Here is a 13121-nt window from a genome sequence, read left to right as displayed (position 1 = left end):
TGGCTGGGACTTCGCCGCTCTCGCGGCAGTTCCCCCGGAGCACCTGCGCTCCCGGGAGGCGGCGGCGGGACGCACGATCTCACGCGTCTCGCCCGACATCAGCTTCTTGGTACGATCATGGCCTTTCTGGTCGACAATGATCTCGATATTTCGCCGGCAAATCTGTTGCTGGCGCATGGCGCGTTTTCGGGCACGAATCCGCATCTGGCACGGCAGATTTCAACCCGCTCGCAATCGCCCGAAGGCATCAGCCAGCAATGGCTCGACCAACTGGCCGAGCAGGATAGCAGCCAGCCCGACCGCGCCGACCTCGACCGCCTGATTACGCGGCTCGAAACCAATCTCGAATCCTTCCACAGCAACACCAAGGAAGCCCGCACCGTCGCCAGCGATTATGGCTCCGAACTCGAACAGCATGTCATCGACCTCGAGCAGCTCCAGAAAACGGGGCGGATCGTCTCGAGCCTCGCCGATCTGGCCAAGGTGATGCTCGATCGCACGCGCAAGGCCGAGGACGACATGCGCAAGAGCGAGGACGAGGCAAAGGCGCTGCGCCGCAGCCTCGCGCGCGCCAAGCGCGACGCCGAGGTCGATTATCTGACCGGCCTGCCCAACCGCCGCGCCTTCGAAGTCCTGCTCGAAAAGCATTACAAGGAAGCCCGCGAGGCATGCGAGCCGCTGAGCGTCGCCTTCTGCGACATCGACGAATTCAAGCGGGTCAACGATGTTCACGGCCACGAAGCCGGCGACCGCGTGATCAAGGCGATCGCCGACACGCTGGCGCGCATATCGAACGATCACTGCCATGTCGCGCGGCATGGCGGCGAGGAGTTTGTCATGCTGTTCCGCGGCCTGACACCGACGCAAGCGGCCGAGCGGCTCGACGAAGCCCGCGAGGCGCTCGCCGAACGGCGCCTGATCAACCGCAAGACCGACGAGCCCTTTGGCCAGATCACCTTCTCGGGCGGGGTCGCCGACGTCTTTGGCTATGGCGAGACGCGCGGCGCGCTGAAGGCGGCCGACGATGCGCTCTACAAGGCGAAGGCGGGCGGCCGGAACCGCGTCGAGATCGCCGACCCGGCATAAAGATCGAGCTTCCCGCGAGGGGGCGGGAGAGCCGCGGGCGATGGCGCACCAGAGCGCGATCGCCCGCGGTTTTAATCGTCAGGCCGCCGAAATGACCGCATCGCCGGCGACACCGCTTGACCGTTACCTGGTTGCCGGGCGCGCCGCCCACAACCCGAAACCGGCGATGATCGCATAGCAGATCAGCGGCACCGCCAGCGCGAGCCGGATGTTGCCGCTGATGTCGGCCACCGTTCCGAACAGATAAGGGACGATCGCCCCGCCGACGATCGCGGTGCACAGGATGCCCGAGCCCTGCGGCGTCCGTTCGCCCAACCCCTCGGTCCCAAGGCTGAAGATCGTCGGGAACATCAGCGAATTGCAGAAGCCGACCAGAATCAGCGCCCAACCGGACAGCGCTCCGGTGGTCACTGCCGACAGGATAATCAGCGAAATCGCACCCGCCGCAAAGATCGCGAGCACCCGTCCCGGCTTCGCCAGTCGTAAGATGAAACCGCCAAGCAAACGGCCGATCAACGCTCCCAGCCAGTATATCGCGACCAGCTTGCCTGCCGCCTGGAGATCCAGTCCCATCACACTCGGATCGCTGAGATACGCGATAAGGTTCGAGCCAATCGCCACTTCGGCGCCGACATAAGTGAAGATGCACAGCGCGCCGAGCTGGACGCGGCGGTTGTGGGTGAGCAGGCTCCAAGTACCCTCGAGCTTCACATCTTCGGTCTTGGCATGGTCGAGCGCCGACCGAAACATCCAGAACACGGCCGCGATTACCAACATCAGCACGCCGAGCCACATATAGGCGGTGCCGATCGACGCCCCCTCGGCGACGCGATAGGCCTGAATTTGCGCCTCGCTCGCGGTGTCGGCGTCGAGCGGCTGCGAATCGCCGAGCAGGAAGGTTGCGCCGCCGTAGACCATCAGGAACACGCCGATCGAATTGAACGCCTGAGCAAAGGTCAGGCGGCTGTGCGAGGTCTCGATCGGCCCCAAGGTCGTGATCACCGGATTCATCGCCACCTGCAGGACCGTAATCCCCGCGCCGATGCAAAAAAGCGCGGCGAGGAAGCCAGGGTAAGACGCCGCCGCCGAAGCCGGAACGAACAGGAAAGCCGCTGCCGCAACGAGAATGAATCCGAGCACGAAGGTGCGGATATAGCCGAGCTTCGACATGATGATGCCGGCGGGGATTGAAAAGGCAGCATAGGCGATGAAAAACGCCATCTGCACCAGGTTCGCCTGCGCATGCGTCAAGTGGAACATGGGCTTGAACTTGCCGACCAGCAGGTCGTTGATGTTCGTCACCCCACCCAGCAGGAAGAACACCGCAAAGGCGAGGATCAGCACCACCCGCGTGCTGTTACCGCCCTTGCCCGGCTGTTCGACTGCGTTCGTCGCGACGTTCGGCGCCAATGCCATGTCTCTCTCCCATTTTTTATCAGGTCAACCCGTTTGCGGGTCTTGTCATTTTGAGGCGGGCGGGCAAGGCAGATTCTCCCCGACCGCCTCTACATTCGTATTCAGCAGCGTCGCGGCAAAACCCTTGTAGCCTTGCACCGTCACGGCATAGTCGACCTGCCGTAGATTGGCGCCGGCGTCGGCGAAGCAGCGCAGCGGCACCTTGATCGTCGACACCTGCCCCTTGGGCGCGGCCTTGACCAAGCCGGAGATGTCGAAGCTCTTGCCGCCGAGCGCGAGCCCGACCGGCCCATCACCAGTCGCGTCGATCCGCCAGTCGATCCGCAGTGCAAAGCTGTTGTTGAGCTGGCGTGACAGATCGGCATAGGGGCCTGACAAGTGCAGCGCGGCGGGACCGGTCCAGACGAAGGACTTGCCATCCTCCTGCGCCCGGACATCGACCGAGCGGGTCGCGATCAGGCCGTTCGGGCTCGAAACCGGCGGCGATTCGACGGGGCGCGAGCCCCCCGCGTCGGTGACGGTCAGCGCCCATGGCGCGCGCGCACGGCCGCCCGAGAAGAAATTCTCGACGTTCAGCGCGGCGCCGATGTCGACGCCGAGCGCTTCCGAAAGCTGTGGCACTTTGCTGGTGTCACCATATTTCAGGCCGTAGCCGACCGCGAACAGGGGCTTTTCGACCGGCGAGCGCGCGTCGGCGGGCCAGGCGAAAGGTAAGGTGCCGGTGAAACCGCGTGCAGCTTTGCCATCCTTGCCCGCGATCAGCACGTCGGCGACACCGGCGCCCTGCGAGCCGGGCAGCCAGCCGGCGACGAAGGCATCGGCGGCGTTGATTTCGGGGCTGGTGAACATCGGCCGCCCTGACAGAAACAGCGCGACCACGGGTATCCCCGTCGCCTTCAGCTTCTTGAGCATGGCAAGATCGGTCGCTTCGGACGGCTGGTAATCGAGCGTCGGAACATCGCCCTGGAATTCGGCGTAGGGCGCCTCGCCGAACACGACGATCGCGACGTCGGGTTTTTCCTTGAAGGCGCCATCGGCCGACAGGCTGGCGACGCCGCCCGCATCGCGGACCGATTTGTTCAGCGCTTCCCATATCGTCTGACCGTTGGGAAAGTCCGAGCGGACCACATCGGTGCCCTGCCAGCTGATCGTCCAGCCGCCCGACTGGATCGCCATATTGTCGGCGGCGGGGCCGGCGACGAGCACCCGAGCGCCGGGTTTGATCGGCAGAATGTTACCATTGTTCTTCAAAAGAACCAAAGACTTGGCGACCGCTTCGCGCGCGATGGCAAGATGTTCGGGCGCGCCGATCGCGGCAAAGTTACCGCGGTTAACATGGCCCTCGCCGAACAGCCCCAGCTTATATTTCACCCGCAGGATACGGCGCACCGCATCGTCGAGCCGCGCCGCCGGAATCGTGCCGTCCCTCACGTGTTTCAGCGTCGTTTCGTAAAGCCCCTTCCAGCTGTCGGGCGCCATGAACATGTCGAGACCGGCATTGATCGACTGCGCGCAATCGGTGACGCTGCACCCCGTGACCTGCCCATGGCCGTTCCAGTCGCCGACGACAAAACCGGCAAAGCCCATCCTGTTCTTGAGCGCATCGGTCAGCAGCCCCTTGTTGCCGTGGTGCTTGACGCCGTTCCAGCTCGAGAAGCTGGCCATGACGGTGAGCGCCCCGGCGTCGATCGCGGCGGGATAGCCCTGCGCATGCTTGGCGATCAGTTCCCTTTCGTCGACCTTGGCATCGCCCTGGTCCTTGCCGTCGAACGTGCCGCCGTCGGCGAGGAAATGCTTGGCGGTCGCCGCCACGTGCCGTGCATCGACCGTGCGGCCCGCGACGAGCGGCCCCTGCAGCCCAAGCACCATCGCCCTAGCATAATCGGCAACCAGCTTCGGGTCGGACGCATAGCCTTCATAGCTGCGGCCCCAGCGCAGATCCTGCGGCACCGCCAGCGTCGGGGCAAAGGTCCATTCGATCCCGCTGCCCGCGATTTCGGCGCCGGTCACCGCACCGATGCGCTGGATCAGTTCGGGATCGCGCGCCGCGCCGAGGCCGATATTATGGGGAAACAGCGTCGCGCCGGGGATATTGTTGTGCCCGTGCACGGCATCGACGCCAAAGATGATCGGGATCGCAACGCCGTTCGCCTGCGGCTTCAACGAAACCGCGCGAAAATCGCCGACCAGCTTTGCCCAGTCGGCCGCGCTCGAGCGCTCATTGCCGCCCGGGCCGCTGTTGCCCCCCGCAAGGATCGAACCCAGCGGATAGGTTTCAAGATCCTTGGGCGTGATCGTGCTGATGTCGGCCTGGATCAGCTGGCCGACCTTTTGCTCGACCGTCATTTTCTTGATCAGCGCAGCGATCCGCGCCTCGGTCTTGGGATCGGAAATCGCGGGCGGGCTCTTCGCCGCCGGCCAGAGATCGGGATGGACCGCGGCCGCATCGGCACCGGTGGTTTGTGCGGCGGCTGCTGCGGTTCCTGCAAAAAGCAGCGCGGTCACCATGACCATTGCCTGTCGGCGCATCGTCTCTCCCATCGCATTATGTGAACACAGTGAATGTGAACGTTATCAAATTCCGTTTCGCATAGTGGATGAATGAAATCAAGCGCCCTGTTTCCCGGTGACTTAGCGGGGGCGCGGCATCGTCGCGAGCAGGATCACGGCGATGCCGGTCAGTGCTGCAAGCAGCAGGAAAAGGGCGTCAAAACCGAAACCGGGGACGAGCGAGATGGTCAGCCACGGCATGATCAGCGAGGGCACGGTGTTGGTGAGGTTGAAGATGCCAAGGTCGCGCCCACGCCGATCCGAGCGCGGCAGGATACGCAGCGTCTGGCTGGCGTGGAGCGACAGGAATACCGTCGTCGCGATACCGAAGACAAGATAGTTCGCCTTGGCAACGTCGGACGTGGTCGCCAGCGCCATGCCGATCATTCCCGTCCCCGATACCGCCGCGCTGACCACCAGCGGAAAAAAGGGCCGGTCGGTGCGGTCGGCCCATCGCCCGCTCGCGAGCGCAATCGGCACGGCAAGCGTCAGCGCCAATCCAAAAAGCCGCGCCTTTTCATTGTCGTGCATGTTGGGATCGATCGATCGAAACCAGAAATAGAGATAAGCGAACAACGCGGCTTCGGCGATCTGGACGAGCAATCGTGCGAGCCACATCCGCACTGCGGGGCCCGTCGGTCGCGGGGCCCGGTCACCCGCGACGCGCGCGGGCGGCGGCGCGGTAAGATCGGCGAAGGATCGCGGCCGGCCGAACAGCAGCACCGGCAGAACGGCGGTTGCCACCAGCAAGGCGATGACCCCGAGCCGCCCTTCGGCCGATACCAGCCCGGGCCAGGTAACGAGCGCGCCGGACCAGGCGCCAAGCGCGGGAGAGAAAGCGAGCAGCCCGCCGAGCAGGCCCTTCTGCTTATCAGGCACGAGGTCCCCTGCCCATGCCGCGAGCGGCCCGAGCATCATGTTGAGCGCGAGCTGCCACGCGAAGATGACCGCCACCAACATCCAGAGATCGTGCGCCAGCGGAACCGCGAGCAGCAAGGCGATGGTCAGCACCAGCCCGGTCAGGACCCAGCCCCGCCGGTTGCCGGTGATGTCGCTGAGCCAGCCAAAGCCGATGCCGCCGACACTCGCGGCGATCGCACCGAAAAAGGTGACATAGCCCAGCGTCTGCACATCCGCCGGGCCGGCCAATTGCGTCATCCGCCCCGGCAGCCAGATGGTCAGGAAGGGCACATAGGCCATCGCCCCGCCGGCGGAGGCCAGCGCGTAAAGCAGGAGGAAGCCGATGGACTGGCGGGGCGCGGTGCCGGTCTCAGCCATGGACGGCGACAGGCGGCGGCGCGGTCGACCCACGCTGGACGAGACCGCCCTGCACCCGCGTCGGTTCGGTCGGACGCGGGGCGCCGCGCTGCGCCGCGATGATCAGTTCGACCGCGCGCGATGCGGTTTCGGCGACAGGCTGATCGACCGCGGTCAGCGCCGGCTGGGTGAAGCGGACAATCGGGGTGTTGTCGAAACTGACGATCGACAATTGCCCCGGCACGTCGAAACCCATCTCGCGCGCGATCTCGAGCGTCGCGAGCGCCATCTGGTCGCTGCTCGCGATGATCGCGGTGGGTGGGTTGGCGCCGCCGAGCAGGTGCCGAGCGGCGGTCGCCCCCGACGCATAGGTAAAGTCGCCCTCGGCGAGCAGGCCGGCGGTGGCGAGGCCGGCGGTGGCCATCTCGCCCTCCCAGCCATCGATACGCCAGCGGCTGAGGCTATATTCGGGTGAGCCGGCAATGAAGCCGATACGCCGGTGACCGAGGTCAACCAGGTGCCGCGTGGCGCGCCGCGCCGATCCTTCGTCGTCCATCGTCAGTGCGATACCCACGTCCCCGCCCCGCGAACCGATGCGGGCAAAGGGGATCTTCTGTTCGTCGAGCAGGCCGACGATCAGCGGGTTGTCCGAATGCGGCGGGGTCAGGATCACCCCGTCGGGTTGCAGCGCGGCGATCGCCCCGCCAAGTTCGCGTTCGACATGGTCGTTGTGCGTGTCGACCAGCTCGAAGATCATGCGATAGCCATATTCGGCGCATTTCAGCATCCCGCCGAGCAGCATCTGGTCGACCCAATCGACCCCCTGCCGCTCACGCCAGTCGGCGATCGTGCGTTCGCGGTCGTTGATCGCGAGGATCAGATAGGATCGCGACCCGCTCATCCGCTGCGCGGCAATCGAGGGGACATAGCCGAGCTTGTCGATCGAGGCCTGGACGCGCTCTTTCATCTCGGGACGGACGTTGGGCTCGTTATTGATGACGCGGCTGACCGTCTGCAGCGACACCCCCGCGTCGGCCGCAACATGCTTGATCGTAACCGACTGCCGCCGACGCCCCATTATTTCGCCTGACCCCCTGTCTTGCTGCAATCGCTAACCGCATCGCCGTTGCATTGCCAGACGCGAACCCAATCTATTTCCATAATTTTCGGGTATCCGCGGTCGTCAAAACCCTTGAGCCCGCGGTCTTCGGCAAGCCCGCCGCCGACGGCGAGGTTCAGGATCAGATGAAAGGGGCGGTCGAACGGCGCGGCGGGATCGGTCGATCCGCTGCTGCTCCATTCGCTGGCGACGCGCGTGGCATAGGGCTTGCCATCGACCGTCCAGACGATCTTTCCCTTTTCCCAGACGATGCCGAAGACATGGAAGCCGTCGACCGGCGCCGGCAGCGCGGTTTCATCGCCCTTATGCTTGTTGGCGGGCCATTGCCCCCCGAAATGCAGCGTGCCGAGGATGCGGTTTTCGATCCCGCCCTCGCAGGTGTCGCACCGCACGCCGAGGTTGACCGCCTCCAATATGTCGATCTCGCCCGATGCTGCCCAGGTGCCGTAGCGATTATCCTCGGGCAGCATCCAGATTGCGGGCCATGTCCCCTGCCCCTGCGGCAGTTTCGCGCGCACCTCGATCCTGCCATAGGTCCACGCCGCCTTGCCGCGCGTGACGAGGCGGGCGGAGGTGAAGTCGCGCGTTGCCTGCGCATTCGCCTTGCCCGGCTCGCGGCGCTGCGACAGCGGGAAAGCGGGGCCGGTCGCTTTCTCCTTCCGCGCGGCGATGACCAGCTTGCCATCCTCGACAACCGCATTGCGCCGCTTGTCGGTGTAGCATTGGCGCTCGTTGTTGCCGCCGCCCCAGCAATCGACGTCGAAATCCCATTTGGCGCGGTCGATTGCGGCACCGTCGAATTCGTCCGACCAGACGAGCCGCCAGCCCTTTTCAGCGCGCTCGCTCGCCGCCGCGCTACCGCCAGCCAGCACCGCCGATAGCATCAGGATCAGCGCCGCCCACCTCATGCGGGTTGCGGCACATCCGCCCCGCAATAGCGCGCGACATAGGCGTGATGCTCGGGCAGCGTCGCGACCGTCTGCGCGATATTGTCGCGGATCGTCTGGAACAGCCGCTCGACCTCGTCGTCGCGCAGCTTCTCGGCGATCGGGTGATAGCTTTGCGGCTCGATCCCCTGCCCCATCATCACCTGCACCCAGCTGTTTTCGGCGAACAATTCCTCATATTTGCGGAACACGCGGCCGGTTTCGCGAAACAGCTCGATCTTTTGTTGCAGCGAGTCGGGGATCGGCATGTTCGCGACATGGCGCCAGAACGGGCTGTCGCGGCGGTTCGTCGCCTTATAGTGCAGCACGACGAAGTCGCGGATCTGCTCGATGTCGAGCCGCTGCTGGTCGTTGAACTCGGCGGCGTCGCGCTCGCTGACGCGTCCGTTCGGCATCATGCGGATGAAACGCAGCACGGCGCGCTGGATCAGGTGAACCGTCGTCGCCTCGAGCGGTTCGACGAAGCCGCCCGCAAGCCCGACGGCGACGCAGTTGCGGAACCATTGCTTGCGCCGCACGCCGCCCTTGAACTTGATGTCGAAGGGTTCGATCAGCGGCTCGCCGACGCTGCTCATCAACCGGTCATAGGCTGCATCACGCGACAGATAGCCGCTCGAATAGACGATGCCCGCGCCCATGCGATGCTGGAGCGGGATGCGCCATTGCCAACCGGCATCGTGCGCGATCGCCTGCGTATAGGGTTGCGGCGTGCGAAGATGCTTCGACTGCACCGCGATCGCGCTGTCGTTGGGCAGCCAGTGGCTCCAGTCCTCGAACCCGGCATGCAGCGCGCCATCGATCAGCAGGCCGCGAAAGCCCGTGCAATCGACGAACATGTCGCCCTCGACCCGCCGGTCGCCGTCGAGCAGCAGCGCGGCGATGTCGCCGCTTGCCCCGTCGAGTTCGACCCGCGCGATTTTCCCCTCGACGCGTTTGCAGCCATCGGCCTCGGCCAATTTGCGCAGATAGCGGCCGTAAAGCGTCGCATCGACATGATAGGCATAATTCATCCGGTCTTCGGGCAAATGCGCAAACTTGCCCTCCATCGCCGCGACGAGTTCGAGGCAATAGTCGCTGTACGGCTGCTGATGTCCGCGCTCGCGCGCGTTCAGCCAGAAATGCTGGAAGCCCGCCGACCAGTGATCCTTCCCCGACAGGCCGAAGCTGTGAAAATAGCTGTCGCCGTCGTGTTTCCAATTGTCGAACAATATGCCCAGCTTGAAGGTCGCCTGCGTCGCGCGCATGAATTCGGGCTCGGGGATGCCGAGGATACGGTTGAAGTTGACGAGCGGCGGGATGGTCGACTCGCCGACCCCGATCGTCCCGATCTGTTCGGATTCGACAAGCGTCAGGTCGACGGTGTGGCCCATCGTTCGCGCGATAGCCGCCGCCATCATCCAGCCCGCGGTGCCGCCGCCCGCGATGACGACGCGCTGGACAGGTTTTCCTTCAATCATTGGCTTAACGTCCTGAGCAGGAAGGCGCGCAGGCGTCCCGCGCTCTCGGGCGTGAGAGGGGCGAGGATGCTGCGCGCGTTTTCGGGGATATGATCGGTCGAGCTGGCGTCGTTCTCGAAGACATAATGGTCGAACAGTTCGCGCCAGATCGCCTTGTCTTCGGGCGGCAGGTCGCGAATGGCGAGGATCGCGTGGTTGAGCGCCACCTGCGGCTGTCCCAGCCAGGCGGGGGTGCCGCGCCACCAGTAATTGACCAATATGTTAAAGGCTTCGAGCCCCTCGACATGGTGCCACCACATCGACGGGATGAAGATCGCGTCGCCGGGCTCGAGCACGGCGGTCTGCGCCGCGGCCGTCGCATCGACGAAGCGCGGATGCGCGGCGAGATCGGGCGCATCAAAATCGACCATGCTGACCGCACGACCCGCGGGCGTATTGTCGATGGGCCCCAGATAGAGATTGCGGAACTCGCCGGGTGGAAACAGCGTAAAGCGCCGGCGGCCCGCGGCGCAGCACGCGAGATTGTCGGGAAAATCATTATGCGCCGCGATGCGCGTCCGCGTCCCGATCCAGATGCTTTTGAGCGGATCGCGTGCCCCGAGGTCGATAGGGTTCGCCGCGTCGAGCCCGTCGAAATGCGAGGGGATGTCGATCGAGGCGAGATAGACGGTGCGCGCTTCGCCGAGCTCCTCGGCCGTGTCTATCCCAGAGAAAATATCGGCGAGCTTGCCCGTGCCGACGCGGAAATTCATCGCCATATCGACATCGTAGAAGAGCCGTCCGTCATGCCCCGGTGGGCCGATCGATACTTTGAAGGGCCGATCGCGGGCGTGATCGAGCAGGTAGTGCCGCACGTCGCGCGCCGAGCGCCTGCCTGCCTCGACCAGCGGCCAGTCGGCGACGAGTCCGCGAAGGACGAAGGGCTCGCGCGCGCCTTCCAGCAACGCGTCGAGCCCCGCCCCCTTTTCCCATTCGCGCTCGGGCACCCGCGCCAGGCGGTCGTAAAGGACGCCGCCCGGCTCAGCCACCGGCGAGCCTGCGGTTCTTGCGCTCGACAAGCACCGACAATTGCGACAGCGACGCCATCGCCATGAAAATCGGCATCAAATGCCCCGCCGCGTGCAGCGCCCCGAGCGCTTCGGCATCGAGTGCGCGGAGCCTGGCTTCGTCGATGATGTGGAATCCGACGAGCGAATGGAGCGATCCGTCGTCGAGGGTGACTTCGAGGCTGAAAGGTTCGAGCAGGTCATAGGCGCTGAGCGCATCGTAGAACGCCCTGCTTTCGCGATAGCCTTCGTCGAGATCGCCCAACCGGCCGGCGATTTCGTCCAGATAAGGCGTCGCCATGCCGTCGGCGTCGAACAATCGCACCCCGTCGACGGCGTCGGCGATGCGCGGGTGATCGAGGTCGATATGGACCTGACCCGGACCGTCGTCGCTTGCCGGACGCCCGATAAGAAAGGGTTGGATCGCGAGCGACAGCGGGCGATAGCGCGCATCCCAGCGGTCGCCGTCGAGAAACAGATTCTCGCCGCTCTCGAAACCGAAAAGCGCCATCGCGGCGAAATCCGCGCGCCCTGTTTCGCGGCGGAACAGGATCGGGAAATGGGCCTGCACGCGGCGGAACTCGCTCGGCACCGTCAGCGTCGCCATGATGTCGTCGCCCAGCTCGGCGCCCGCGTCGGTGCGAACGCGCAATTCGCGGTGAACATTCTTGTCGAGCACGGCGTGACGGGTCATCAAAACTCTTTCCTATCGCGCTGCCGCAGCACCGGCGTCCGGCCGCAGCGCATCGAGATAATCGCGGTTGCGCGGAAGCGCGGCGGCGAGCGCGCGGGCGCGGTGCCCATTTTCGGCGAGCAGCGCGCCCGCCCGCTCGCCCGGCGTCAGGCCCGCCGGCACCGGATAGCCCATGCCATAGAGGATATACTGGTGGCTTTCGGCCGAAAAAATCTCATCGACACGTGGAAAATCCCAGGCCGACGGCGGCTGGTCGCGCCACAGCCGCAGCATCTCCGCCAACCGCGGCGGGACCGACGTCGCTTCGCGCTGCGCCTGCCAATAGGGCTCATCGCGCCGGCTAAGGACATAGTGGAGCTTGAGAAACTCGACGATACGATCCCAGCGATAGCGGAAGAGTTCGTTGAAGCGACCGGCGTGGATCGGCATCGCATCGCGGCTCGCGGGAAAGTTTTCGGCGAGTGCACGCAGCGACAGTTCGATCATCACGATCGCCGATGCCTCGAGCGGCTCGATGAAGCCCGCCGACAGGCCGATCGCGACGCAATTGCCTTCCCAGAAGCGCGCGCGGTGTCCGGTCGGGAAGGTCAGGCGGCGGACCGGAACCTCGGGCGCGTCGGGAAGGACGCGCGCGATATAGGCGCGCAGGGTCGCCTCGGCCGCATCATCGTCCACGAAGCGGCTGGCATAAACGCAACCGATCCCGCGCCGGCGCGGCAGGCCGATGTCCCAGATCCACCCCGCGGCGTGCGCCGTCGACACCGTCTGCGACGCGATGAGGCTCTCCGGCGCCACCGGCACCTGTGCCGCGAGCGCGCGGTCGTTGAACAGCGTGTGACTGCGGTCGATCCATTCGACGCCGAGGTGATTGCCGATCAGCAGCGCGGCGTGACCGCTGCAGTCGATAAACAGGTCGCCGGCAACTTCGCCGCTCTGCCGTGTCGATAGCGAGGCAATACCGCCGCGACCGTCATCGATCACGCCCACGACATGGTCCGAAATATGCCGCACGCCGAGCCGCTGCGTCGCATGCGTCGACAGCAGCGCGGCAAACTTTCCCGCATCGAGATGATAGGCGTAATTGGCGGCGCCCTGATAGTCGGGCATCGTCCGCTGGCGCGGCGCGAGATCGAGGTCGCAGACGTGCGCCTGCGCGGTCATCGCGGCAGCGAACGAACGGTCGCTCGCGGTGGCTTGCCATGCTGCCAGCAACTCGCCGATCGGTGCCGCGGGCGGCGGGGTGAAAGGATGGAGATAGCGGTCGGCCGCCGATCCATCGACCCAGCCGTCGAAACGCGACCCTTGCTTGAACGCGCCGTCGCACGCGGCGAGAAATTCGGCCTCGCCGATGCCGATCGCGGCGAGGGTGGCGCGCATCGTCGGCCAGGTGCCCTCTCCCACCCCGATCGTCGGGATGTCGGGTGCTTCGATCAGCACCACGTCGAGTGGTCGACCCGCGGCGTGCCGCGCGCTTGCAAGGACGCACGCCGCCAGCCAGCCGGCGGTGCCGCCGCCAACGATGATCACCCTCTCGACCACGCTACTCAT

General features: G+C 65.3%; 10 protein-coding genes. 1 reads left to right on the top strand and 9 read right to left on the bottom strand.

Annotation, left to right across the window (positions count from 1 at the left end):
- Window positions 1-117 precede the first annotated feature (117 nt).
- A complete protein-coding gene (locus V6M50_RS19000; protein WP_332820149.1) occupies window positions 118-1086 on the top strand; it encodes a GGDEF domain-containing protein in 969 nt (322 codons plus the stop codon).
- 123 nt (window positions 1087-1209) lie between these two features.
- Here the strand turns inward: V6M50_RS19000 and V6M50_RS18995 are convergent, their stop codons facing one another.
- The 9 genes from V6M50_RS18995 to V6M50_RS18955 form a co-directional block, all read right to left on the bottom strand.
- Entirely contained in the window at window positions 1210-2502 is a 1293-nt protein-coding gene (locus V6M50_RS18995) for a sugar MFS transporter (RefSeq protein ID WP_332820148.1), read from the bottom strand.
- Between the two features lie 45 nt (window positions 2503-2547).
- A complete protein-coding gene (locus tag V6M50_RS18990; RefSeq protein ID WP_332820147.1) occupies window positions 2548-5031 on the bottom strand; it encodes a glycoside hydrolase family 3 protein in 2484 nt (827 codons plus the stop codon).
- Window positions 5032-5133: 102 nt separating this feature from the next.
- Complete coding sequence (locus V6M50_RS18985) at window positions 5134-6330, bottom strand: MFS transporter (RefSeq protein WP_332820146.1); 1197 nt, start codon at window positions 6328-6330, stop codon at window positions 5134-5136.
- The gene (locus tag V6M50_RS18980; RefSeq protein ID WP_332820145.1) at window positions 6323-7387 is read right to left on the bottom strand and encodes a LacI family DNA-binding transcriptional regulator; all 1065 of its coding nucleotides are present in this window, start codon (window positions 7385-7387) and stop codon (window positions 6323-6325) included. The genes V6M50_RS18985 and V6M50_RS18980 overlap by 8 nt, the downstream gene beginning before the upstream one ends.
- Window positions 7387-8337 carry a glycoside hydrolase family 16 protein gene (locus tag V6M50_RS18975; protein WP_332820144.1) on the bottom strand — a complete coding sequence of 317 codons (951 nt, stop codon included), beginning with the start codon at window positions 8335-8337 and terminating at the stop codon, window positions 7387-7389. The genes V6M50_RS18980 and V6M50_RS18975 overlap by 1 nt, the downstream gene beginning before the upstream one ends.
- Window positions 8334-9833 (bottom strand): tryptophan halogenase family protein, encoded by a 1500-nt coding sequence (locus V6M50_RS18970; protein WP_332820143.1) that lies wholly within the window; start codon window positions 9831-9833, stop codon window positions 8334-8336. Before V6M50_RS18970 ends, V6M50_RS18975 begins: the two co-directional genes overlap by 4 nt.
- Window positions 9830-10861: a cupin-like domain-containing protein gene (locus V6M50_RS18965; protein ID WP_443030544.1), complete on the bottom strand. Its 1032-nt coding sequence runs from the start codon at window positions 10859-10861 to the stop codon at window positions 9830-9832. The genes V6M50_RS18970 and V6M50_RS18965 overlap by 4 nt, the downstream gene beginning before the upstream one ends.
- Window positions 10854-11573: a SapC family protein gene (locus V6M50_RS18960; RefSeq protein ID WP_332820142.1), complete on the bottom strand. Its 720-nt coding sequence runs from the start codon at window positions 11571-11573 to the stop codon at window positions 10854-10856. Before V6M50_RS18960 ends, V6M50_RS18965 begins: the two co-directional genes overlap by 8 nt.
- A 12-nt stretch (window positions 11574-11585) precedes the next feature.
- The gene (locus V6M50_RS18955; RefSeq protein WP_332820141.1) at window positions 11586-13121 is read right to left on the bottom strand and encodes a tryptophan halogenase family protein; all 1536 of its coding nucleotides are present in this window, start codon (window positions 13119-13121) and stop codon (window positions 11586-11588) included.

It is taken from the genome of Sphingopyxis sp. (genome assembly GCF_036675685.1).
In the GTDB taxonomy this organism is placed as follows: Bacteria; Pseudomonadota; Alphaproteobacteria; order Sphingomonadales; family Sphingomonadaceae; genus Sphingopyxis.
The sequence above is the reverse complement of the archived record's forward strand: the minus strand, read 5'-3'. Positions and strand labels throughout refer to the sequence as shown.